Annotated in this window: 28 protein-coding genes; 16 read left to right on the top strand and 12 right to left on the bottom strand. The window is 63.0% G+C overall.

Annotation, left to right across the window (positions count from 1 at the left end; all coding sequences use genetic code 11):
* Positions 1-2: 2 nt before the first annotated feature.
* The 4 genes from AC1TQG_RS02800 to AC1TQG_RS02785 all read right to left on the bottom strand — a co-directional run bounded on the left by AC1TQG_RS02800 (position 3) and on the right by AC1TQG_RS02785 (position 5648).
* Complete coding sequence (locus tag AC1TQG_RS02800; RefSeq protein ID WP_482135416.1) at positions 3-3275, bottom strand: helicase HerA domain-containing protein; 3273 nt, start codon at positions 3273-3275, stop codon at positions 3-5.
* Positions 3272-3919: a hypothetical protein gene (locus AC1TQG_RS02795; RefSeq protein WP_482135415.1), complete on the bottom strand. Its 648-nt coding sequence runs from the start codon at positions 3917-3919 to the stop codon at positions 3272-3274. Before AC1TQG_RS02795 ends, AC1TQG_RS02800 begins: the two co-directional genes overlap by 4 nt.
* Positions 3916-4947 carry an endonuclease domain-containing protein gene (locus AC1TQG_RS02790; RefSeq protein ID WP_482135414.1) on the bottom strand — a complete coding sequence of 344 codons (1032 nt, stop codon included), beginning with the start codon at positions 4945-4947 and terminating at the stop codon, positions 3916-3918. Before AC1TQG_RS02790 ends, AC1TQG_RS02795 begins: the two co-directional genes overlap by 4 nt.
* Positions 4948-5048: 101 nt before the next feature.
* Positions 5049-5648 carry a TetR/AcrR family transcriptional regulator gene (locus AC1TQG_RS02785; RefSeq protein WP_482135413.1) on the bottom strand — a complete coding sequence of 200 codons (600 nt, stop codon included), beginning with the start codon at positions 5646-5648 and terminating at the stop codon, positions 5049-5051.
* A 149-nt stretch (positions 5649-5797) separates the two neighbouring features.
* Here AC1TQG_RS02785 and AC1TQG_RS02780 point away from each other — a divergent pair, with 149 nt between their 5' ends.
* The gene (locus AC1TQG_RS02780; protein WP_482135412.1) at positions 5798-6565 is read left to right on the top strand and encodes an SDR family NAD(P)-dependent oxidoreductase; all 768 of its coding nucleotides are present in this window, start codon (positions 5798-5800) and stop codon (positions 6563-6565) included.
* 16 nt (positions 6566-6581) lie between these two features.
* Here AC1TQG_RS02780 and AC1TQG_RS02775 read toward each other — a convergent pair whose 3' ends face one another.
* The 3 genes from AC1TQG_RS02775 to AC1TQG_RS02765 all read right to left on the bottom strand — a co-directional run bounded on the left by AC1TQG_RS02775 (position 6582) and on the right by AC1TQG_RS02765 (position 8352).
* A complete protein-coding gene (locus AC1TQG_RS02775) occupies positions 6582-7091 on the bottom strand; it encodes a VOC family protein (protein ID WP_482135411.1) in 510 nt (169 codons plus the stop codon).
* A gap of 1 nt (position 7092) precedes the next feature.
* Positions 7093-7653: a DUF4190 domain-containing protein gene (locus AC1TQG_RS02770; protein WP_482135410.1), complete on the bottom strand. Its 561-nt coding sequence runs from the start codon at positions 7651-7653 to the stop codon at positions 7093-7095.
* Positions 7654-7830: 177 nt separating this feature from the next.
* Positions 7831-8352 carry an MTB12 C-terminal domain-containing protein gene (locus tag AC1TQG_RS02765; RefSeq protein WP_482135409.1) on the bottom strand — a complete coding sequence of 174 codons (522 nt, stop codon included), beginning with the start codon at positions 8350-8352 and terminating at the stop codon, positions 7831-7833.
* A 203-nt stretch (positions 8353-8555) separates the two neighbouring features.
* Here AC1TQG_RS02765 and AC1TQG_RS02760 point away from each other — a divergent pair, with 203 nt between their 5' ends.
* The 5 genes from AC1TQG_RS02760 (at position 8556) to AC1TQG_RS02740 (ending at position 10477) form a co-directional block, all read left to right on the top strand.
* Entirely contained in the window at positions 8556-8819 is a 264-nt protein-coding gene (locus AC1TQG_RS02760) for a LuxR C-terminal-related transcriptional regulator (protein WP_482135408.1), read from the top strand.
* A 206-nt stretch (positions 8820-9025) separates the two neighbouring features.
* Positions 9026-9394: a 50S ribosomal protein L14 gene (gene rplN / locus AC1TQG_RS02755; protein WP_482135407.1), complete on the top strand. Its 369-nt coding sequence runs from the start codon at positions 9026-9028 to the stop codon at positions 9392-9394.
* A 1-nt stretch (position 9395) separates the two neighbouring features.
* The gene (rplX, locus tag AC1TQG_RS02750) at positions 9396-9710 is read left to right on the top strand and encodes a 50S ribosomal protein L24 (protein ID WP_020109915.1); all 315 of its coding nucleotides are present in this window, start codon (positions 9396-9398) and stop codon (positions 9708-9710) included.
* A 1-nt stretch (position 9711) separates the two neighbouring features.
* Positions 9712-10290 (top strand): 50S ribosomal protein L5, encoded by a 579-nt coding sequence (gene rplE, locus AC1TQG_RS02745; RefSeq protein WP_482135406.1) that lies wholly within the window; start codon positions 9712-9714, stop codon positions 10288-10290.
* A 1-nt stretch (position 10291) separates the two neighbouring features.
* Positions 10292-10477, top strand: coding sequence for a type Z 30S ribosomal protein S14 (locus tag AC1TQG_RS02740; RefSeq protein WP_023955966.1), 186 nt, complete (start codon positions 10292-10294; stop codon positions 10475-10477).
* A gap of 89 nt (positions 10478-10566) precedes the next feature.
* On the opposite strand, the gene AC1TQG_RS02735 is transcribed toward AC1TQG_RS02740, so the two are convergent.
* Both AC1TQG_RS02735 and AC1TQG_RS02730 read right to left on the bottom strand, forming a co-directional pair.
* Positions 10567-11193: a DUF4262 domain-containing protein gene (locus tag AC1TQG_RS02735; RefSeq protein ID WP_482135405.1), complete on the bottom strand. Its 627-nt coding sequence runs from the start codon at positions 11191-11193 to the stop codon at positions 10567-10569.
* A 147-nt stretch (positions 11194-11340) separates the two neighbouring features.
* Positions 11341-12708, bottom strand: a complete 1368-nt coding sequence (locus AC1TQG_RS02730) for an AIM24 family protein (RefSeq protein WP_482135404.1) — start codon at positions 12706-12708, stop codon at positions 11341-11343.
* 368 nt (positions 12709-13076) lie between these two features.
* On the opposite strand from AC1TQG_RS02730, the gene rpsH reads away from it, so the two are divergent.
* The 9 genes from rpsH (at position 13077) to map (ending at position 18658) form a co-directional block, all read left to right on the top strand.
* Complete coding sequence (gene rpsH, locus AC1TQG_RS02725; protein ID WP_482135403.1) at positions 13077-13475, top strand: 30S ribosomal protein S8; 399 nt, start codon at positions 13077-13079, stop codon at positions 13473-13475.
* Positions 13476-13487: 12 nt separating this feature from the next.
* Positions 13488-14024 (top strand): 50S ribosomal protein L6, encoded by a 537-nt coding sequence (gene rplF / locus AC1TQG_RS02720; protein ID WP_482135402.1) that lies wholly within the window; start codon positions 13488-13490, stop codon positions 14022-14024.
* Position 14025: 1 nt separating this feature from the next.
* Positions 14026-14445, top strand: coding sequence for a 50S ribosomal protein L18 (rplR, locus tag AC1TQG_RS02715; protein WP_482135401.1), 420 nt, complete (start codon positions 14026-14028; stop codon positions 14443-14445).
* Between the two features lie 37 nt (positions 14446-14482).
* Complete coding sequence (gene rpsE / locus AC1TQG_RS02710) at positions 14483-15154, top strand: 30S ribosomal protein S5 (protein WP_482135400.1); 672 nt, start codon at positions 14483-14485, stop codon at positions 15152-15154.
* Between the two features lies 1 nt (position 15155).
* A complete protein-coding gene (gene rpmD, locus AC1TQG_RS02705) occupies positions 15156-15335 on the top strand; it encodes a 50S ribosomal protein L30 (protein ID WP_084835423.1) in 180 nt (59 codons plus the stop codon).
* Between the two features lie 5 nt (positions 15336-15340).
* Positions 15341-15781, top strand: coding sequence for a 50S ribosomal protein L15 (gene rplO / locus AC1TQG_RS02700; RefSeq protein WP_482135399.1), 441 nt, complete (start codon positions 15341-15343; stop codon positions 15779-15781).
* Positions 15782-15967: 186 nt separating this feature from the next.
* The gene (gene secY / locus AC1TQG_RS02695) at positions 15968-17293 is read left to right on the top strand and encodes a preprotein translocase subunit SecY (RefSeq protein ID WP_482135398.1); all 1326 of its coding nucleotides are present in this window, start codon (positions 15968-15970) and stop codon (positions 17291-17293) included.
* Positions 17290-17835 (top strand): adenylate kinase, encoded by a 546-nt coding sequence (locus AC1TQG_RS02690; RefSeq protein WP_482135397.1) that lies wholly within the window; start codon positions 17290-17292, stop codon positions 17833-17835. The genes secY and AC1TQG_RS02690 overlap by 4 nt, the downstream gene beginning before the upstream one ends.
* Before the next feature lie 31 nt (positions 17836-17866).
* The gene (gene map, locus AC1TQG_RS02685; RefSeq protein ID WP_482135396.1) at positions 17867-18658 is read left to right on the top strand and encodes a type I methionyl aminopeptidase; all 792 of its coding nucleotides are present in this window, start codon (positions 17867-17869) and stop codon (positions 18656-18658) included.
* A gap of 5 nt (positions 18659-18663) precedes the next feature.
* Here map and dtd read toward each other — a convergent pair whose 3' ends face one another.
* A complete protein-coding gene (gene dtd, locus AC1TQG_RS02680; protein ID WP_482135395.1) occupies positions 18664-19101 on the bottom strand; it encodes a D-aminoacyl-tRNA deacylase in 438 nt (145 codons plus the stop codon).
* Between the two features lie 9 nt (positions 19102-19110).
* Entirely contained in the window at positions 19111-19764 is a 654-nt protein-coding gene (locus AC1TQG_RS02675; RefSeq protein WP_482135394.1) for a hypothetical protein, read from the bottom strand.
* A gap of 114 nt (positions 19765-19878) precedes the next feature.
* On the opposite strand from AC1TQG_RS02675, the gene AC1TQG_RS02670 reads away from it, so the two are divergent.
* Positions 19879-20688: an LLM class F420-dependent oxidoreductase gene (locus tag AC1TQG_RS02670; RefSeq protein WP_482135393.1), complete on the top strand. Its 810-nt coding sequence runs from the start codon at positions 19879-19881 to the stop codon at positions 20686-20688.
* On the opposite strand, the gene AC1TQG_RS02665 is transcribed toward AC1TQG_RS02670, so the two are convergent.
* The gene (locus AC1TQG_RS02665) at positions 20672-22930 is read right to left on the bottom strand and encodes a molybdopterin-containing oxidoreductase family protein (RefSeq protein WP_482135392.1); all 2259 of its coding nucleotides are present in this window, start codon (positions 22928-22930) and stop codon (positions 20672-20674) included. The genes AC1TQG_RS02670 and AC1TQG_RS02665 overlap by 17 nt on opposite strands.
* Between the last annotated feature and the right edge of the window lie 88 nt (positions 22931-23018).

Raw genomic sequence — 23018 nt, 5'->3', positions numbered from 1 at the left:
GGTCACTGCCTGCTGAGAGCGAGCACTTCCTCATCGGATAGCGGCGACGACGGGTGAAAGCTCAAGCACATCGAGGTGTTCACCTTCTGGAAGGTCCCGCCATCGGGGGCCACGTAGAACTCGCCGGTGCCGAGGCGCCCGATGTCATTGATCCGGCTCCCTTTGGCTGAGGCCATCTCGTTCGCGGCGTTGATCTGTACCGGTGTGTTGAGGCGGCCGAAGAACTGGGTAGAGGCGTTGCCGACGATTTTGGCGTCGATGCCCTTGGGTGCCTGTGTCGCGAACACCAGGCCCAGTCCGTATTTGCGCGCCTGCGACGCGAGCGCAACGGTGCTTCGCGTGCACGGGGTCACTCGTCCCGACGGAACCAGGGTCTGGGCCTCGTCCATGACGAACAACGCGCCGAGTGGGCGATCGCCGGCTGGGTTCTTCTTGATCCAAGCGAACAGGGCGAGTTCGAGCTGATTGACGAAACCCTGTCGATTGCCTTCGTCCGGTAGGCCGATCAGGCTGATCACCGAGATGCGGGCGCGTTTGCCTGCGGTCGGGGTGAGGAGGACCGATGGGTCGACCGGTGTTCCACCGCCGCCCAGCATGGGATTGATGATCATCGCCGCCTTGAGGTTCTCAGCAAGAATGCCGGCGAGCTTCTCGGTGTCTGTCAGACCGCTCATGTCGTCCGTCATCTCTGACAGAAGGGCGACGTACCCGGCAAGTGACCCGCCGCCTTGTCGGCCGTACAGCGCCATGGATCGCTTGAGAATGGCTTCCTGGAGAGCTGCTTTCGCGCCGCTGACCCCGGCATACGGCTTGAGCGCGGACACTGCGGCATCGACGGCCAAGTCGAACTCGTCGGGGTTCTCTTGGACGGCCACGAAGTCGGGCAGTGGCTGAAAGCTCAACGGACGACCGCCGTTGAGGCGGGGTGTCCAGATCACGGTCTCGACGTTGTCGATGTAGTCGGCGGCTTTCGCGGCGTCGTCGCCAGACCAGCCCGCCGGTGGTTCAGGCCAAGCGGTACCGAGCCGTGCGAGGTCGTTGTTGGGATCCAACACGATGGCCGAGACACCCTGCAGAGCACATTCTTCGATGAGCCGACGGATCATCACCGTCTTTCCCGAACCAGATCCCGCGAAGATGGCGGTGTGTTTGCGGAGTGCCTCGAGATCGACCGTCGCTGTCTTGCCCGATCGTGAAACGCCGAGGCTGATGCTTGTCGGGGTGGTGGACGTCGAGGTAGTGGACGGTGGGGCGGCGACTTCGGGCTGGACCGTCGGATCGTATATCGGTATCTCGGTGGTGATCTCCGCCGACAACTCGCGGGTCCGCGCTGCGGGTGGCTCGTCGAACGCGGGTGTCTGATGCTCGGCCGGGATGGTTGGCGTAGTCCAGTCGGTGTGCTCGGCCGGGATGGGTTGGCGCGCAGGGGTGGTTCCGGCATCACCGAGTGCGGCGCTCAAGAACTCGATGCCGTGGGCAGGTCGATGCGTTCGGAGCCAGGTGTCGAACCCCGCGAGCATGGCCTTGGTCATCTCGTTGAGCGCGCTGAGTTTGGCGAGGTCGTCGTACGACATCGCAAGTACCTGGCCACCGTTCGCGGTGAACTCGTCGACCATGTCGGCCGTTTTGGGTCCGCCCGGCCAGTCGATGTTTCGCAGGATGAAGAGTTGACGACGGGGGACCGATGAGGACAGACCCGCATCGATCGAAGCATTCCGCAGGCGGGACTGTACGGCCCCGGCGTGTGTTGCCGAGATCGCGCGAAATGCCCAGTGATGTTCGTCGTCGGTGAGGGAGTCGAGGCTCTGGCGCAGTCTGGCATGGAGGCGGAACTGACCTCCGACCTGGTCGATCGTGAAGTCGTCAGAACCGGATTCGACTGCCCAGGCGCGCAATCCGGCGTTCAGCAGCGCCGGCATGACGTCGTCTTCCTTCTTCGGGTCCACCGCGGTAGCAGTGAGGGCATTGCGGATGTGGCGTTGGTACACCTCGTCGAGGTCGCCAGCAGGCGGCTCGTCCGTGTCGGTGTTCTTCGGCCGTGCGGGCGGGAGGACGACGCTGGCTGGTTGATCCACCAGCGATCCGAGTTCCGTCACGGCTTCGTTGTCGAGACAGTCGTTGATGTGCCGGTCGACGCGTTTGATCAACAGCCGGGCATTGAGGGAGGTGGCGGCAGAAAAGGCAGGTTCTTGGATCGGCCACGTCGGGTAGGGCGGTGTGAAGCCGAGCACCGCAAATGATTTGGACAGCCGACGCTCGACGAGTGTCCGGGCGAAGGCCCCATCGGGGAGCCCTTCGAGGATGAAGTTGGCGCGGAATCGATCCGGTACCGAGGCCGTTGCCTGGAGTTCGATGATGGTCCAGACGGACGGAAGACACGACACGACAGTCACGGTGCGCAACAGCACTTCACGCACTGACATCAATCCGTGGGCCACTTGGTCGACCACGGCGTCGGCATATGAGTCAGCCGAGGTGGTGGCGTCGGTGCCGGAACGCGACTGGGCCAGCAGCGTATCGATCTGGTCGACGGCAAGGACAGTGGGACCGGTAGCCGCCATGTACTCCGAGATCGCCCGCACGGTTCCCTCGTAGGGAAGCGCCCGGGGTGGCAGTTGCCATTCGCTTCGCTCGGCCGGATCGATCTCATCGATGTTGTTCTCGAGATAGGCGATACCGAGATCGTTGAGCCGCGATCTCGGCGCTGCGGACAGCACAAGTGCTCGCAGGGTGGCATGGTGACTGCGGATGAGGGCAGGCAGTGGTTTGCGAAGGCTGTTGACGAACTCATCGAGAATCGCGGGTGTGACGAGGGTTTCGCCCGAGATGGCCCGCCGCGCGACTCTGGAGGTTCCCGCGAGGTCGGCAAGGCGCTGCATCACGTCGTGGAGTTGGGTCTTGTCCACCGGTGGCGTGATCTGGCGGTTCAGAGAATCGAGCAACGAACTGAGCAACGTGCGCCAGAAGTCGCTGGGGTCGAGCAGGTCCAGCATCACGAAGTAACCCCGCTGAGCCTGTACGTACTCGCGGACCTGTCCGAGTAGGTGTGTCTTGCCTGACCCGGCCGGCCCCTGCAACACCACACCGAGCGGGCTCGGACCGGTGCTTTCTTGTGCATCGGCGACGGCGCGCTCGATGGCGCGCCAGGCGTTGGCGTGAAGTCCGTCGACGTGGATGTCGTTGTGCGAGAGCCACACATCGTCGCGGGTATGGGCGGAGTTGGAGAATCCGGTTCGCGCCTTGGCGAGCGCGTCGAGTTGCGATACCGATGTCACGTCGGCTCCATGCTGATGAGGTGTTTGTCCTGATTGCCGATCGATACGGCGGCGGCACGCGCCTCCGGCGTCAGCGCCTTACGGTTCTCTTCCGGAATCAGCCGGAACCCTGACCGGCTGTACAGCGACTGGAGCACTGCGTCCAGGTCGGGCCGTGCGACACTGCGCAGGTCTGCCCGAAGTTCGGCCAACCCGACCCACGCACCGGGTTTGCTCGCGAGTGTTCGGTAGGTGTCGATGACGCGGGTTTCGATGTCCGGCGTCGTCTGTTCAGATGGTTCTTTGCTGACCGAATCTTCCGATGGCAGAAAGACATCCGCCAGTCGCAGGTCCGATCGTTGGAAATGGCGGCCCAAACCTGCGAGGACGGTGAAGAGTGCCTTGCCCTGCGGGGTGGTGCCTGCCGGAGGTTTGCTGCCGAGGAGTTCGTTGCACTTGGCCCAGCCGCGGTCAGACAGTGAATGGTGGTGGGGCACTTTCGACGTGTCGCTGTCGACCAGACCCAATGCGTTGAGTTTGCGACGGCTGGGGGCTTCGAGCTTCGGTCCACGCTCTTGGATTTCTCCGTTTGTGAGGCCACGGGACTCGGCCATCAAGACCAACAAGACGATCATTTCGGTACCAGTCAGGTCCGACGCGGTCACGGAAGCTCCTTTTCAGCCAAGCGGCGAGCACGCAATCTGTGGATTATGTCCACAACCTGCGTGCTGTCGCTCAGTACCTGTTCATTTGTGAAGCGCGCCACCATATAACCGGCGAGTTGCAGGGCGACATCCCGTCGCCGATCGTCTGAATACTTGTTTGCGGTTCGATGATCGGCGCCGTCGATCTCGACAACCAGTCTCGCATCCGGCCACAGCAGATCGGCTCGTACGAACGGTTGAAGTTTTTCGGTGGGTACCAGCTGATTCCATCTGCGATCCGCGGCCCAGGGGAGGCGGGCCAGGTGCGATTCGAGTCGTTGTTCGGCTGCGCTTGCAGGATGTGGCCGGCCCGATATCGGTGGGAAGGTCACGGCGGGCAGAACCCACAGGGATTCGTCGACGCCGCTGGCCGAGGTGAAACCACCGGAGCGCATGGGCGCCGTCGGGAAGCGGTCGATATCCGCCGTGATGCCGTCCAGAAGCCAGATGCCGACATAGCTGCTCAGCCAATCGCACACCGCCGCAACGTAACTCTGCTGATCTCGCGGCAGCGGACTCGGGGAGTACAAGGCGAGGACCACTTGATCGCGGGCGAAGCTGGCCTTGATCACCCGGATCAGTCCGGACATCCGGGTGGTGTCGGAGTATTTCTCCGCCAGGACGAGCTGCTCGGTCTGGGTTTGCGCGGCGATGGCATTGGCGGTCAGATCCATCAGAAACGGACGGTAGTGGTCTGATCGTGCAGCCAGTTCCGAAGCGAGCGCTCGGGCAGCGACGCGGTCGATGGTGGCGCGCCCAGGTGATATTTCGGCGCCGGGCAGCCACGCCGGATACAGGTGGAAGGTTGTTGTCTCGAGGTCGGCAACAAGATCGCCCAGCACCTGTGAGATATCGATGACCTTGTCGAGTCGTATCAGTAGGACCGCGGGTGCGTCGTCGGGGAGGGCGTCCAAGGCGATCGCCAGGTCTGTCGGGCCGAGGCCGGTCAACGCTGTGATCCCCGATGCTGGTGCCGCCGACCAATCCATGGCCAGAACCTACAGCCAACTGCTCGCGGCGGCAGGCTCACTCTGGCCCGCGGATCGCCCGGGGCCGGTGACCTCGTTGTGTAGCGGACCGAACAGTCTGTCTAGTTTGTCGGGGATCGAAGGGGTGTGGTCATCATCGATGTGAGCATGTCGATGATCTCGTCCGGTTCGGATTCCGACTGATCGCCGGGTTCGGTTCGACGTTCGAAGTCGGCGATCAGCGCGAACATCGCAGTGGCCACCGCGGCCACCCGGCGATGGCGGGTGGCGGTATCCCCAACGAGTGATTTGTTCAGCTGTTCAAGAACTTTGGGCCACTCGGTGTACCCGGTGGGTATGGATTCATCGGGCCACGACGGGCGGGTCACCTCGAGGAACCGGGCATAGTGGGTGCCCTTCATCTCCAGGATCGGTAGCACCAGCACACTGATGAGATCTCGCACCGTGGGCTGCTTACCTTGTGCGGCAAAGATTTCCAGCATGCGCGCGCGTTCGCGCTCCATAGGGCCCAGGCGCCGGGCAACGATCGCTGCGATCAAGCCCTGGCGGTTGCCGTAGTGATATTGCACAGCCGAGTTGTTGCGGTGCCCGGCGGCGACCGCGATGTCGCGCAGGGGGACTTCGTATCCGCGGGTTGCGATGAGCTGTTCGGCTGCATCGAGCAGTTCGCGCTTGCCTCGGTCCGGACCGGTGTCTGTCATCGATAAAGATCCTATAGCCCAGGGACGTTGAACAGGTTGTGGACCGGACAGGTGAAACCGGTGATCCATACCGGCGCTCGGAGACACCCCGCGTAGTTCGGCGACCGTAATATCGACGCCCCGTTAAGCGTGCGTGCTTAAATGGTCGTATGGCGGAGTCACGAGGGGACACGAATACGTCGGGTTTCGGCGGGAAGGTCGTTGTTGTCACCGGCGCCTCATCGGGACTCGGAGCGGCAGTGGCTCGAATCCTGGCCGAGCGCGGGGCCAGGGTGTTCGGGCTGGCGCGTGACGAACGACGTTTGTCGGAAGTGTTCACCGCGGTGACGGACGGCCGATTCCGCATTACCGATATCGCCGACCCGGACGCCTGCCGCGATGCAGTGGACGGCTGCATCGACGTGTTCGGCCGGATCGATGCGCTGGTGAATGTGGCCGGCGCACACACCATGCGACACACGCCCTCGGTGACCGACGAAGAGTGGCAGCAGGACCTCGCGATCAACCTGAGCGGGCCCTTCTACCTTTGTCGCGCGGCGCTGCCGCATCTCCTCGAGTCCGGAGGCAACATCGTCAACGTCGCCTCGACGGCGGGGACCCAGGGCCAGGCCTATTCGGCCGGCTACTGTGCAGCCAAGCACGGATTGGTGGGACTGACCAGGGCTCTTGCAGTGGAGTTTGCGCACACTGCGGTTCGGGTCAACGCGGTATGCCCAGGGGGCATGCTCACCCCGCAGGTCAGCGATTTTGTCGTACCCGACGGGGCAGACTTCGAACTGATAATGCGGACCGCGTCACCGCGGGGTATGTCGGAGCCTGCAGAGGTGGCCAAGTTGATCGCATTCCTCGCCAGTGATGAAGCCAGCGCAGTCCACGGCGCCGTCTACGCCGCCGACAAGGGCCGCTCGGCCGATTGAATCGGTATTCGGCCCCTCAGCGATTCCAGGGATTGACCGATCCCTCGGGCACCAGCCCGTCGAACAATGCGCGCATCTCGTCGGAGAGCTTCATGAGTTCGACATACGAACCGATCGGCCCTCCGTCGATGTACGCGAATTCCATTCCTATGCCGGATATTTGGCCGTCCTGAAGAATCGCCACTCCGTTGCTGCGTAACTGCGCCAGAGTGGCATCGAAGTCGTCCGGAATCCAGGCGACGTGATGCAGCCCGGGGCCGTGGGCTGCGAGTGCTTCGGAATACAGATTCGTCCCCGTCACGGGCTGGATCAACTCGAGTTGCTGGCCGCCGGCGTATGCGAGTGATACATGGATCGTGTAGTCCGCCGGTACGCCGCGGTAGCTGCATGCGTCCGGTGTGAATATGACATCCGGTATGCGCAGCCAGGATTCGACTCCGTAACGGTTGGTGAACTCCTCTTCGGCGGCAGCGATGTCATCGACCACCCACGCGACCTGGAAGATAGGTCCGCCGACAATCGGCATCTCAGTTGCCCACGATGAACGTGATCCAGAGCGTGGCGAGAAGAACACACAGTGCGGTGAGAAGACCGCCGACGATGATCCCGGCCCAGGCCTGCCCTTCGCCGGTTTCATACGGACGCTCTTTGATCTGATTGAGGCCGATGATCCCGAGGATGACACCGACAGGTGCGACCAAGACGCCGACGAAGCAGAAGAACATCGCAGGTATCGCGACTATCGAGCAGATCAATGCGCCGGTGGCCATCGAATTGGTTCGTTTCGGGGCCATCAGATAGGGGTTGGGGTAATACATGGCCGGATATGGACTCGGCGGGTACGCGACGGGGTAATGCGGATAGGCCGGGTCGAGGCCTGCCAGGGGACCGGCCCCGGGTTCGTACGGCTGCCAATATTCCGCACCGACCGACGGCAGGGTCGGCGCCGTCGGATACGACGTGGGGTACGGGCTCAGCGGCGCTGTGTCGTGGGTCGCGTTGCTGTTCGGGCCGTTGCTATCTCGGCTGTTGACGTCTTTGGTCAGGTCGAACTGGTCGCGATCGGCAAAGTCCTTGTTGTCGGTCATGGTTCGCCTCTCTTGGAAGAGTTGATTCCACCTTAAGGGAGACGAAGTGGTCGACCGTATGACTTGTAGCACGTTCGAGCAATGGTGCGATTGGTGACCGGATGCTCCAGGGCCGAGTCCGAATACAAAGATGCCCGGCCGCTGATGCGGCCGGGCAATTTTGTGTTGTACAGACGGTCAGTGACCACTACCCATCGACGTGAGATCGGTGATGGCCGCAGGCGCGAGCTTCCACATGCCGTCCGCATAGACAAAGGCCATCGGCATGGCGACCGGCTCCGGGGCATGAGGGGTCGCGACCTCGACGGTCGCGGTGGCCGCGTTGTCGCCGTCAGCGGTCACTTCCGTCACAGTGAACTTGTCGGGGGTGTATCCGGCGGCCGAGAAACCCTTGGCGAGTCCGGCGAGCTGTCCGGCGACGGCCGGCTCGTCCGAGTCGACCAGGTCGGTGTACGTCGCCGGGTCGGTGTCGGGGGACAGGACCGCGACGATGATCTCCTGCGCGGCGCCGACCTCGAGCGCGGCGTCGGCCGCGGCGTCGGTGCTGGTTGCGCTGCCCGAGGTCGCGGCTGAAGTCTCGGCGGCGGTTGAGGCGGTGCTTGTCGATGAGTCGGAATCGCTGTCATCACTGCATGCGGCCACACCGAACACGGCCAAGCCGATCAGGGCCGCGCCGGCCACGCTCTTGCGAATGTTCATATTTTCTCCTCGGAGACCAATTTGTTAGCTAACACTAACCTAAGTTACTGGGCCGATCCAGAGCGTGCCGGGGCCCGGCCTCCAGCGCCCGCCTTGTCCCCCTAGAACTAGGACTTACCGATCTGGCCTGGGCTTTCTACGCTTTGATGACGTCGGGCGGCTTGTGCCATGACTTGAACAGACCAGACGAAAAGGGTCGTCCCATGACTGTTGACATCTCCATTGCGCCCACTGCAGCTCGGATCCCGGTCTTGTCGCCCCGTGAGGTCGAAGTCCTGTTGGCCTGGTTTGCCTTCGATTCCAAAGGGAAGGCCGCGGCGAAGCTGTACATTTCGCAGGCGACCGTCAATACCCACATCACCAGGATTCGATCCAAATACGCTCTCGTGGGCAGGCCGGCGCGGACCAAATCGCAGCTACTCGCCCGCGCGATCCAGGACGGGTTCACCTCTCTCGACGATTGGTGATGGTCGCGACCAGGGGTGATTTGTATCCGACCTGGTCTTTCACCTATGCTTGACCGGTTGCCCGCGGCACTTTTGTGTCCGCACATCGAGCAGCGAACCCCCTGTGGTGGATAACTGCAGGCAGGCGCGCCACCGATGGCAACGGACCGCGTGTGTCGGGACGGAAATCCGCCACACATATTTACCAGCCAGGTCAAGGAGAAAAAGTGATCCAGCAGGAATCACGCCTGCGGGTCGCCGACAACACCGGTGCCAAGGAAATCTTGTGCATCCGCGTGCTCGGAGGCTCGTCACGGCGTTACGCCGGCATTGGTGACGTCATCGTCGCCACTGTCAAAGACGCCATCCCCGGCGGAAACGTCAAGCGGGGAGAGGTTGTCAGGGCGGTCATCGTGCGCACCACCAAGGAGCGCCGTCGTCCGGATGGTTCGTACATCAAGTTCGACGAGAACGCTGCCGTCATCATCAAGAACGAGAGCGATCCGCGCGGAACCCGCATCTTCGGCCCGGTCGGCCGCGAGCTGCGTGAGAAGAAGTTCATGAAGATCGTCTCGCTGGCTCCGGAGGTGCTCTGATATGAAGGTTCACAAGGGCGATACCGTGATCGTCGTTGCCGGCAAGGACAAGGGCGCAAAGGGCAAGGTCATCGAGTCCTACCCGCAGCGCAACCGGATCCTGGTCGAAGGCGTCAACCGGATCAAGAAGCACACCTCCGCCTCGCAGAACGAGCGTGGCGCATCCTCGGGCGGCATTGTCACCCAGGAAGCCGCCATCCACGTCTCGAACGTGATGGTCGTTGACTCTGACGGCAACCCCACGCGCATCGGTTACCGCACCGACGACAACGGCAAGCGCGTGCGCATTTCCCGCAAGAACGGGAAGGACATCTGACATGAGCACCACTGAGAAGATCCAGCCTCGGCTGAAGCTCCGCTACCGCGCGGAGATCAAAGACGCTCTGAACGAGCAGTTCGACTACGACAACGTCATGCAGATCCCCGGCGTCGTCAAGGTTGTCGTGAACATGGGTGTCGGCGACGCCGCCCGTGACGCGAAGCTGATCAACGGTGCGGTCAAAGACCTCGCCCTGATCACCGGCCAGAAGCCCGAGATCCGCAAGGCTCGCAAGTCGATCGCGCAGTTCAAGCTGCGTGAAGGCATGCCCATCGGCGCGCGCGTCACCCTTCGTGGCGACCGCATGTGGGAGTTCCTCGACCGCCTCGTCTCGATCGCACTGCCGCGTATCAGGGACTTCCGTGGCCTGAGCGATCGCCAGTTCGACGGCAACGGCAACTACACCTTCGGTCTCAATGAGCAGTCGATGTTCCATGAGATCAACATCGACAGCATCGACCGGCCCCGCGGTATGGACATCACCATTGTCACCACCGCGACCAACGATGACGAAGGTCGGGCACTGCTGCGTCAGCTCGGCTTCCCGTTCAAAGACTCAAGCGTGAAGGACAACTGACATGGCAAAGAAGGCGCTGGTCAACAAGGCCAACAAGAAGCCCAAGTTCGCTGTGCGTGGCTACACCCGCTGCAACCGTTGCGGACGCCCGCACTCGGTATTCCGCAAGTTCGGCCTGTGCCGTATCTGCTTGCGCGAGATGGCACACGCGGGCGAGCTGCCCGGCGTGCAGAAGAGCAGCTGGTGATCTTTTAGCCCTCGGCTAAACGCTCCACTTCTACAAAGACGCTCCACCTATAGGTGGAGCGTCTTTGTGTTTGTGGAGCGTTTGCTGGTTCAGGGTCTGTTCTTGCGGCGTTGCGCCTGACGTCGCTGGGCCCGGTTCAGGCCCGAGGACGGAGTCATGACTTGCCGACTTCGCGGCCTGTTCTGCGCCGACGGAACCAATCCCTTGAGTTGCTGGTGGTCGGGCAGCAGCGAATAACCATCCATCCACGGGTACTTTCCGTATTGGTCAGGCCACACCACTTGTAGCGCAGGTGCATTGGGGAACAACGCGTTGGTGATCAGCAGGTCATTCTTGTCGATCAACTCGATCAGTCGGACCCGGGTGTCGATGGATCGCAGCGTCAGTCCGAGACCGTGGTCGACGATGTCCACCCACTCATAGCGGTGCAGCAGATCGCCGAGCTCGTTGAGGACTCGGTTGCTCGTGCCCGGGTCGAGGCCATAGACCGCCAGCTCTGGGATCGAGTGCAGCCCAAGGCCGGTCGTGTACGCGAACGCACAGTCGGGTGGTACGCAGTCCGGCGAGTCGCACTCACACTCATCGGTGACGGCGGTGACGGCGGTGACGGCGGTGACTGCCCATCCGTGTGCTCGGATCCTTCCGATGGTCGCGTTCACCAGTGGGTCACGATGCCTGCGGGGTAGTCCTGCGATGGCGGATGCGTAGTCGGACATGATTCGCTCCTTTGTTCGAGTTGAACCATTGGAGCAGCGTTGTCTGACAACCGTTTTGGGACACGAAAGAAGCACTCGTTCCAGTCAAAATCACCTGTTGTAACAGGTGATTTTGACTGGAACGAGTGCTTCTGCTGGGAGGGGGAGTTACCGGCCGAGCAGGCCGCCGAGGCCGCCGGAAGAGCCGGCCTGGCTACCGCCACCGGTGCCGCCGATGAAACCACCCGGCGGGAGCTCGGAGGGCTGCACAACCACAAAACCCTGGCCGCTGAAGGCGAGGGTGAACCGTTCGCCGGTGCTGCGACCCATCAGGGTTCCGAGGTTGAACGAATCATTGCGCTTGATGCTGGTCTGCAGGCTCGACGACCACGCGACCGCGGCATTCGGATCAGCGAACGTCTGCTGATCGACGGTCAGGACCACCGGGTTTCCGTCGGTGGTGATCGCGATCCGGCCGCGGCCGGTGAACACGCAGTTGAACAGACCGGCGTTGCTCTGAGAGGCTGCGCCCTGGACCCGCTTGACGTCGTAGGTCAGTGTCGAGTCGAAAGCCAGCACGTTGGCGCCGTTGATGGTCAGACCGTCGGAACCGTCGAGGTCGATGAGGTGGACGTCGGCGGCCGCGTCCGCCAGGAACAGATCGCCCTGGCCGGTGACCTTCATCAGAGGCACACCTTCTCCGCTCAGAGTGTTCCGGATGGCGCGGCCGATGCCGCCGGAGCCCTGGGCCTCGAAGGTGAGATTGCCCTGGTAGGCGACCATCGATCCGGAGCGGGCCATGATCTCGCCGTTCATGCCGACGCGACACATCTTGCTGCCCTGCTTCTGGATGCCGCTGCCGGACACCTCGGCGTGGGCCGGTGCGAAAAGGTCACTGTTCATGGCGGGAACTCCCTGATGCTGTGCTGGGGGTGGGGTCTGTGAGTACGTCTGGGCGGCCGGTGGTGGCGGTGGCGCGCCCTGGCCGGCCGGTGGCCACGGCAAGGGGTCCGGCGTCGATGGCGCCGGCACCGGATCGTCGTCGACCTGGATGCCGAAAGCTGTTGCCAGACCGGCCAACCCGTCGTCGTAGCCCTGTCCGACCGCGCGTACCTTCCAGGCGTCGCCCCGCCGGTAGACCTCCATGCAGACAACGCCGGACTCCGAGGTCAGTCGCGCCGGGGTGAACGACACGGTCGGGTGGCCTGAACCGTCACGCAGTTCGGCACGCAGCGTGCCTGCCGTGGCGAAGGTGGTCGGACCGGTGCCGTCGAGGCTGGCGGTGATCGCGATCGTCTCGATGTCGCCGGGGACCCTGGTCGTGTCGATCGTGATGATGTCGCTGCGGGCGTCACTGCTGTAGACGACACCCGGACCGAAGGATTGGTTGTAGAAGATCAGATCGTCATCCGAGCGGACCCGGCCGTTCGACGCCAGCAACACCGCCGATGTGTTCACCGGGGACACACAGGTGACGGAGACACTGATCAGCTGCGAGGGCAGTGGAGTATTTTCTCCTGGAGCAAGTTCTCTCATGGCCTTGTCCATTGTTCCAGGCCGGCTGGTTCGGGGTGGGAACCGGCAGCTGGTATGGCGGCAATTTGGCCTGAGCAGCTGTGTTCCCTACACTGGGACAGTTGCCTCGGCAGAGCCGTGCCTTCGGTCGGTTTGAAATGCCCAGGTAGCTGAGAATTTTCTTGGCCTTTGAGCTTTGAAAACTCCTGAGTGCACCTGTGCATTCGGGGGAGCACCACCCCTGACCGGCAACGGTCGGTCAGGACAGTACTCACTTCGTTGTAGGCCCACGATGTGACGTAACAGGCCCGAAGAATGCCTTGGCATTCGAAGGAACCGGTGCGCGCATGCTGCATGGGAACCGCTGCGAGAAAGGTTGACGGTCTGTTATGACCATGACTGATCCGATCGCAGACTTCTTGACACGTCTGCGTAACGCCAATTCGGCGTATCACGATGAGGTGACCCTGCCCGCGTCGAAGATCAAGGCGAATATCGCCGAGATCCTCAAGCGCGAGGGCTACATCACCGACTACCGCACAGAAGATGCTGCAGTCGGCAAGAGCCTCGTCGTCTCGCTCAAGTACGGCCCCACCCGCGAGCGGAGCATCGCCGGCCTGCGCCGCGTCTCCAAGCCGGGCCTGCGGGTCTACGCAAAGTCCACAAATATGCCAAAGGTGCTCGGTGGCCTCGGCGTGGCGATCATCTCCACGTCCTCGGGTCTGCTGACCGATCGCCAAGCCGCCAGCGCGGGCGTGGGCGGCGAAGTCCTCGCGTACGTCTGGTAAGGGGCAAATACTATGTCGCGTATTGGAAAGAACCCGGTCGCCATTCCGGCCGGAGTAGACGTGAAGATCGACGGCCAGACCGTCAACGTCAAGGGCCCCAAGGGGCAGTTGTCTGTGACGCTCTCGGAGCCGATCGCTGTCGCCGTTGAGGAGGGGACCGTTGTTGTCACCCGTCCCAACGACGAGCGCCGCAACCGTGCACTGCACGGCCTGAGCCGTACCCTGGTGGCCAACCTGGTCACCGGTGTCACCGAGGGATATGTCCGCAAGATGGAGATCTTCGGTGTCGGTTACCGTGTGGCACTGAAGGGCAGCGACCTCGAGTTCGCGCTCGGATACAGCCACCCGGTGCCGATCAAGGCGCCTGCCGGCATCACTTTCACGGTGGAATCGCCCACCAAATTCTCGGTTTCGGGAATCGACAAGCAACAAGTCGGACAGATCTCGGCGAACATCCGCCGCCTGCGCCGCCCGGACCCGTACAAGGGCAAGGGCGTTCGCTTCGAGGGTGAGCAGATCCGTCGCAAGGTCGGAAAGACGGGTAAGTGACATGAGTGAAGCAACAGTGACTAAAACTGCGGGAAAGCCAAAGCGCATTCCCCTCGGCAAGGACGCATCGACCCGTCGTCGCGTCTCCAACGCACGCCGTCACTTCCGGCTGCGTAAGAAGATCAGCGGCACCCCCGAGCGTCCTCGCCTGGTGGTCAAGCGGAGCTCGCGTCACATCCACGTGCAGCTCATCGATGATCTCGCCGGTAACACCGTGGCCGCAGCCTCGACCATCGAGGCCGATGTCCGCGCAACCGGTGGCGACAAGTCGGCACAGAGCAAGAAGGTCGGCGAACTGATCGCCGCCCGCGCCAAGGCTGCCGGTGTGCAGGCTGTGGTGTTCGACCATGGTGGCCACGGCTACCACGGCCGTATCGCCGCATTGGCGGATGCCGCCCGTGAGGGAGGGCTCGAGTTCTGATGTCGACCACAACGATTTGCAATGGAAGGACCATCTGATGCCGGGACGTCAGCGGCGTGATGGCGGTACCGGAAGCGGACCCGCCGGAAGCAACAGCAATGACCCGAACGCAGCCAACGCAGGCGGCGACCGCCGCGGCGGCGGTGGCGGTAACCGCGATCGGCGCGACAACCAGCGCGGTGGCGGTCGGGAAGACAAGAATCAGCTAGAGCGTGTTGTTGCCATCAACCGCGTCTCGAAGGTGGTCAAGGGTGGACGTCGGTTCTCCTTCACCGCTCTCGTGGTCGTCGGTGACGGCAACGGACTGGTCGGTGTCGGCTACGGCAAGGCCAAAGAGGTTCCGGCCGCGATCCAGAAGGGTGTCGAGGAGGCTCGTAAGAGTTTCTTCCGCGTCCCGATGATCGGCGCGACCATCACTCACCCCGTGCAGGGCGAAGCCGCTGCCGGTGTTGTGATGCTGCGTCCGGCCAGCCCCGGTACCGGTGTGATCGCCGGTGGCGCGGTGCGTGCCGTGCTCGAGTGCGCGGGTGTCCACGACATCCTCGGCAAGAGCCTCGGCTCGGACAACGCCATCAACGTGGTCCACGCGACCGTTGCAGCGCTCAAGATGCTGCAGCGCCCCGAAGAGGTTGCCGCACGTCGCGGTCTGCCGATCGAGGATGTCGCTCCGGCCGGTATGTTGCGCGCCCGTGCAGGACAGGGAGCTTGATATGGCCGAGTTGAAGATCACCCAGGTGAAAAGCACCATCGGGCAGAAGAGCAATCAGCGTGACAGCCTGCGGACTCTCGGACTCCGAAAAATCCGCCAGACCGTCACCCGCGAGGACAACGCCCAGAACCGCGGCTTGATCAAAGCGGTTCGGCACCTCGTGACCGTCGAAGAGGTTTAGTCACAATGACAATCAAATTGCATCATCTTCGCCCCGCCCCCGGGTCGAAGACAGAAAAGACCCGCGTGGGTCGTGGTGAAGGTTCCAAGGGTAAGACCGCGGGTCGCGGCACCAAGGGCACCAAGGCACGCAAGAACGTGCCTGCCGGCTTTGAGGGTGGGCAAATGCCCATCCACATGCGGCTGCCGAAGCTCAAGGGCTTCAAGAACCGCAACCGGGTCGAGTACCAGGTTGTCAATCTCGGCGACATCGCCCGGTTGTTCCCCGAGGGGGGCACCATTGGTGTCGAAGAATTGATCGCCAAGGGCGCGGTTCGTAAGAACGAACTGGTCAAGGTGCTCGGCGAGGGCGAATTGTCGGTGGCCGTGCAGGTCAGCGCCAACAAGTTCTCGTCGTCGGCCAGCGAGAAGATCGCTGCTGCCGGCGGTACGACGACTGTCCTGTAAGGCAGCCGCAGTCCATCGACCACCCGGACTCGCTACAGTGGCGGACGGCGCGGACATCATTGCCGCGCCGTTCGTCACTTCAGTGGTCACCGCTCGGTCCCCCGAACCGGTGACTGTTAGAGTTCAAGAGTTGTTCGTAGCCCGGTGCAACGCTGCTGCCGGAGCGACTTTGCCCAGGAGGAGTTAGTGCGTTCCGCCGTCATATCGGCCTTCAGGACACCCGACCTGAGGCGGAAGATTCTCTTCGTTCTGGGAATCATCATCCTTTATCGTCTCGGTGCGACCATTCCGTCGCCCGGCGTCGACTATCAAGAAATTCAGCAGTGTCTTGACGATGTCTCGCGTGGAGATTCCGCGGGCATCTATTCGCTGATCAACATGTTCTCCGGTGGAGCTCTGCTCCAGCTGTCCGTGTTCGCGATCGGCATCATGCCGTACATCACCGCGAGCATCATCGTGCAGCTGTTGACCGTGGTCATCCCGCGCTTTGAGCAGTTGCGCAAGGAAGGTCAGTCCGGTCAGGCCAAGATGACGCAGTACACGCGCTACCTCACGGTGGCGTTGGCGCTCCTGCAGTCCACGGGCATCGTTGCACTGGCGGCCAGGGGCAATCTGCTGCCCGACTGTTCGAACAGTGATCAGATCCTGAACGACCAGTCCATCTTCGGGCTGCTCATCATCGTGCTGGTCATGACAGCCGGCGCCTGTGTGGTGATGTGGTTCGGTGAGCTGATCACCGAGCGCGGCATCGGCAACGGTATGTCGCTGATGATCTTCGCCGGTATCGCCGCACGTATCCCGTCCGAGGGCAAGACCATCCTCGACACCCGCGGTGGCCTGGTGTTCTTCCTGGTGATCCTGGCCGCGCTGGCGATTGTCGCCGGCGTCGTCTTCATCGAGCAGGGCCAGCGCCGGATTCCGGTGCAATATGCCAAACGCATGGTCGGCCGGAAGATGTACGGCGGCTCGTCGACGTACCTGCCGTTGAAGGTCAACCAGGCCGGCGTCATCCCCGTGATCTTCGCGTCGTCGCTGCTGTACCTGCCCAACCTGATCCTGCAGCTGACACAGAGCCAGACCGAGGAACCCTCGTGGTGGCAGCGCGCGATCCAGACATACCTGGTGGACCCGAGCAATCCGGCCTACATCCTCATGTACTTCTTGATGATCATCTTCTTCACGTATTTCTATGTGGCTGTGACGTTCAATCCCATGGAACGTGCAGATGAGATGAAGAAGTACGGTGGCTTCATCCCGGGCATCCGGCCGGGTCAGCCCACGGCCGATTACCTCGGCTACGTGTTGAGCCGGATCACCCTGCCCGGATCGATTTACCTGGGCACCATCGCCGTGCTGCCGAACCTTTTCCTGGAGATCGGCAATTCAGGTGGCGTCCAGAACATTCCGTTTGGTGGTACCGCGGTGCTGATCATGGTCGGCGTCGGTCTGGACACGGTCAAACAAATCAATTCGCAGCTCATGCAGCGCAAGTATGAAGGGTTTCTCAAGTGAGACTGGTGTTTCTCGGCCCACCCGGAGCAGGCAAGGGTACACAGGCCGAACTGCTCTCGGAGAGCATTGGTATCCCGCACATCTCGACCGGCGATCTGTTCCGCGCGAACATTTCGCAGGGAACCCCGATCGGGCTCGAGGCCAAGAAGTATCTCGATGCCGGCAACCTGGTGCCGTCGCAGATCACCGTCGACATGGTGCGCGCCCGCGTTGCCGAGCCGGATGCGGCGAAGGGTTTCATCCTCGACGGGTTCCCGCGTTCGACCGAGCAGGCCGACGCGCTGACCGAGATCCTCGCGGATCTCGACACCAAGCTCGACGCCGTGCTGTCGTTCAGCGTGGACGAGGACGTCGTTGTCAAGCGGATGCTGGCCCGTGGCCGCGCCGATGACACCGAAGAGGTCATCCGCAACCGCATGCACGTCTACGAAAAAGAGACGTCACCGCTGCGTGATTACTACGGCGATGCGGTGAAGTCGATCGACGCCATGGGCGACGTCAACGAAGTGCATCAGCGAGTGCTGCGCGCACTCGGCGCCTGAGCGCACCTCAACTTCGAATCAGTAGGTGATCATGGGGTTTCGTAAACCGAAACCGGTCCCATTCCGTAGTCCCGGTGAGGTGGACGCCATGGCGGCCGCCGGCGCGATCGTCGGCCGTGCACTGGTGGCGGTCCGCGAGGGCGCCAAGCCCGGGGTGAGCACGCTCGAACTCGATGCGATCGCCGAAGCCGTCATCCGTGACGCCGGGGCGGTCCCGTCGTTCCTCGGGTACCACGGGTTCACCGGTTCGATCTGCAGTTCGGTGAACGAGGTCGTGGTGCACGGCATCCCGTCGAAAGACGTGGTGCTGGCCGAGCACGACCTCGTCTCGATCGACTGCGGTGCGATACTCGACGGCTGGCACGGTGATTCGGCGTGGACCTTCGGTATCGGTGAGTTGTCGCAGGCCGACTCCGATCTCAACGACGCCACCCGCCTGGCTCTCGACGCCGGTATCGCGGCGATGGTCGATGGCGGGCGTCTGACCGACATCTCCCATGCGATCGAGACCGCGACGCGGGCCGCGGAGAAAACCTTCGGGCGCGAGTTCGGAATCGTGGACGGCTACGGTGGTCACGGTATCGGGCGCGAGATGCACCTCGATCCGTTCCTGGCCAATGAGGGCAAACCCGGGCGGGGCCCGGTTCTGGTGATCGGATCGACGCTGGCCATCGAGCCGATGTTGTCGCTCGGTACGGTGGATACCACTGTGCTCGAAGATGATTGGACCGTTGTCACGAACGACGGCAGCCGCGCCTCCCACTGGGAACACACCGTTGTGGTCACCGGCGACGGACCGCGGATTCTCACCACCCGGCCGTAACGCTCCTACACCTCGAGCGCGACGGTGACCGGACCGTCGTTGACCAGTGCCACCTGCATATGGGCCCCGAAGCGTCCGGTTTCGACGTGGGCGCCCAGCGCACGTAGAGCGGAGATGACCTTCTCGACAAGTGGTTCCGCGACGGGTCCGGGTGCGGCCGCATTCCACGACGGCCGTCGGCCCTTGGCCGTGTTGGCGTACAACGTGAACTGACTGATCGCCAGAATCGGGGCATCGAGATCTGCGGCGGAGCGTTCACCGTCCAAAATGCGCAGGCGCCATATCTTTTCGGCGAGGGTGGCGGCCTGGGCGTCGGTGTCGTCGTGGGTGACGCCGATCAGTGCCACCAGTCCCTGTGCGCCGTCGCTCAGTGGTAGCGCGCCGACCGTTTCTCCATCGATGCTGACCGAGGCCGAGGTGACGCGTTGCAAGAGTGCCTTCACCCGGTCAATTCAACCAGTGGCGAGTTGGTGGGCGACGAGGACCTCGACCGGTCCGGTGGGTGCGCTCTCGTCCCCGCCCTGCACGGTCCACAGCGCGGTTGACGTGTCGATGACATCCCGGACCGGATTGCCGATCCCGGGGAGGGGCTCGGTGTACACGCCCTTTGTCGGACCGCCCGTGCAGCCGTAGACATGCACATACTGCATGTCGCCGGTCGCCATCGCCATCGGGTTTCGTCCGAGGGTGCACCGGGATCCGTCGACCAGGTCGAGTCCGGCCGGGATATAGGGACTGACGTCGGACATCATCACGAACGTGGCACCCATCGTGCCCAACTCCCGATCGCGTGGGTCGGCGAGACAGGCGGCGGTGTTCTCGGCGGCCTGCCAACAGAACCTGAGTCCTTGCGGGGTCTCCGAACAGCGGTAACCACCGCTGATGTCCGTGAAGCACTTCAGCGGAGCCAGGGTTGCGACGTCGTGGGTGCTGTAACCGTCCACAAGCATGCCGTCGCGGTCGGGTCCGAACGGGTTGATCGTGCGGACCTCGGTGGCGGCCACGGGTGTGGTCGACTTCGTGGAGCGTTCGGGACCGGGATTCTGCGTGGTGCAACCACAGAGCAGCGCAATCGAGATTGCGATCAGGGCCACGGCAGTCCGCATGAGTGCGACACTACGTTCGTCGACTGCCTGTTTGAAGCCCGGCGAGATCATTGACGGCTTTTGAATGACCCTCCAATGGAATGTTGTGGTGGGTGCGTCGGGTTGGACTGTCGTATGACCAGTTTTGGAACGCATGGGGTGTGGGCGGGTGCGTCGGCACTGTCGCAGGAGCAGGCACAGCAGATCGAGAAGCTGGGCTACGGCACCATCTGGCTGGGGGGTTCGCCTCCTTCGCTGAGCCCGGCCCGGACGTTGCTGGAGGCCACCGATTCGATTCGCGTGGCCACCGGGATCACCAGTATCTGGAACACCGACCCGGCCGATATCGCGGATCAGTTCAGCGCCTTGGAGGACGATTTCCCGGGTCGCTTCCTGCTCGGCGTCGGCGTCAGTCACCCGGAGGCCGTCGATGAGTACAAAAGTCCCTACGACGCGCTGTGTGCTTACCTCGACGGGCTCGACAAGGGCGGTGTTCCGGTTGATCGTCGGGTGATCGCCGCACTCGGCCCGCGCATGCTGCGGCTGGCCGCGGAACGTGCATTCGGATCTCACCCCTATCTGGTTCCGCCTGCGCACACCGAATACGCCCGAATGATCCTCGGCCCGGAGAAGTTCCTCGCTCCCGAACACAAAGTGGTACTGACCGAGGACGCGCAGTTGGCACGTTCTGTCGGCCGCCCGTACGTCGACCAGCCGTACCTTCACCTGCAGAATTACACCAACAACCTCAAGCGCTTCGGCTACACCGACGCCGACTTCGCCGACGGCGGCACAGATGCGCTGATCGATGAACTCGTGGCGCACGGCACCGCCGAGGTCGTCCGCGAGAAGATCGACGCCCACCTCGGACAGGGCGCCGACCACGTGGCCATCCAGGTCCTCGGCGACGTCGACATCGTGGAGGTTCTCAGTCAGTTGATCTGAGTGCGGCCGGCTGTGCGGTCTGCCCGGCCAACCGGGCGCGAATCGACGTATCGAGCGCGCGGACCTCGATCGGCACACCGGTCATGTTCGCCATACCGGCCAGCCGTTCGAGGTCGTCGGGATCAGACGAGATCAACGCGTTGACGTTCGCGCCTCCGGTTCCCAGGTCATTGGCGGACGCGGTGTTCGCCTGGGTCCAGCCGCCGCTGCCGTTGTGACCCCAACCATGCGGTATCGCAACGACTCCGGGCTTGATGTCTTCGGTGAGCATGACGGGCAGCGCTATCTGTCCGTGACGCGAGCGGACGGTGACGAGTTCACCCTCGGCGATGTCGCGGGCCTGGGCATCGACCGGGTGCATCCGAGCCGCATGGGTGCGTCCGCCGCGTAGTAGCAGGGGAGCGTTGTGCTGCCAGCTGTTCTCCGAACGGATCTCCCGCATACCGATGAGGCGCAGCGGAAACGACGGGTCGGATGCATGGTCGAGGCGATCGATCTCGGCGATCAATTCGGGTGCGTCCAAACGGATCTTGCGACTTCGGTGGGTGATGATCCCGCGAAGTTGTCCGGGTTCGAGGTGATCGGCGACGATCTTGCCGTGTGGAAAGTTCGTGACCAGCTTGTGTAGGTTCAGACCCGGCCTGCGCAGTCCGAATCGATCTCCGCCGGTGCCGATCCGGATCAGCAGATCTGACAACCGATCCGGAGTCAAGGGTTTGCCGATGCGGTCGGCGAGCCGGTTCCACAGGTGCAGTGCACCGAGCAGTGGGACCCGGGTTGCCAGTGCGGCAACGAGTTCGTTGATGATCACCCATTCCTCGCGGGCCTGCCCGCGTGGTGCGATCACAGCGTCGGTTGCCTGCTTGAACGGCGTGGTGAACAGCGCCTGGAATGGCAGCAGGAAGTCCGACCGCTCATACATCGTGGTCGTCGGCAGGATGTAGTCGGCGTGTGCGTTGGTCTCGTTCTGGTAGATATCCAGTGAGACAAACAACTCCACCTCATCGAGCGCCGCACTCAATTCATCGCCGTTGGGTACCGAGAGCACCGGGTTGCCTGCACTGATGAACATCGCCTTGAGTTGGCCCGGTCCCGGAGTGGTCATCTCCTTCGCCATCACCGATGCCGGAGCGGTCCCGAGTATCTGTGGTAGGTCGCCGACCCGGCTCCGCCGACCGGCCCAGGCGAACCGCGGAACACGCTGCAGCGCTGCGACACCCAGGCGTTGACCGGGGATGCCGAGGTCGCCGAACATCGACCCGCCGACCTCGTCGAGGTTGCCCGCCACCAGGTTCACCATGTCGAGCAGCGCTGTGGTCAGGGTTCCGGTGCGACCGAGCGACGTTCCGACCCGGCCGTACACCGCGGCCCTGTTGGTCGACACCAGGTCCCGGGCGAGCCCGCGGACCGTCTCGGCGTCGATGCCGGTGTGTTCGGCCGTTGTCTCGGGTGAATAGGCCTGTGCCACATCCTTGATCGTCGCCAGGCCGGTGCTGCGGCCCTCCAGGCGGTGATCGTCGGCGAGGTGTTCATCGAACATCACGTGAAGGAGTGAGAGCAGCAGGAGTGCATCGGTGTCGGGCACGATGGGCTGCCACTCGAACTCGCGGGCCGTTTCGGTGCGGCGGGGGTCGATGACCAGTACCCGACCGCCGCGTTTGGTGATGGCGGTCAAACCCTCCCGGATGCGCGGAGAGCTCATCACGCTGCCATGGGAGACAACGGGATTGGCGCCGATGATGACAAGGAACTGCACCCGGTTGATGTCGGGGATGGGTGCGGTGAGCGGGTTGCCGTACAGGAAGTGACTGGCGCTGAACCGATTGTTGACGTCCTGCGAGCCGGCCGAATAGATGTGGGGTGTCCCGAGGAGATTGAGGAACATGCCCGCCCACGTGACGTGTCCGGCGCAGAAGGTCGCCGGATTACCGAAATACCAGCCGATCGACGATGCGCCGTCGCGGCGGTGGATCGCGGACAGTTTGCCGGTGATCTCACCCATCGCGGTCTCCCAGGAGACCTGCTCGAACTCGCCGCGAGAGTTCTTCCGGAGGGGATGCAGTACGCGGTCGGGGTCGTTGACGATCTCACTGAACGCAATGCCCTTGGGGCAGGCGAACCCCTTCGACAGCGGGTTGTGCGGATCCGGTCGCAGCGAGAGCAGCTTGCCGTCTTCGACGGTCGCGATCATCCCGCACAGTGGTTCACAGATCCGGCAGTAGGTGGTCTTTTCCTGCGCCATGAGACATCTCCCTGGTGACCGGCTTTGGCATCTGGCCACGAGTGTTGCACGTCTCGGTCGTTCGATGCAGGGAGTTGGCAGTGGTCGG

The organism is Williamsia sp. Y844, assembly GCF_056786475.1.
The sequence above is the reverse complement of the archived record's forward strand: the minus strand, read 5'-3'. Positions and strand labels throughout refer to the sequence as shown.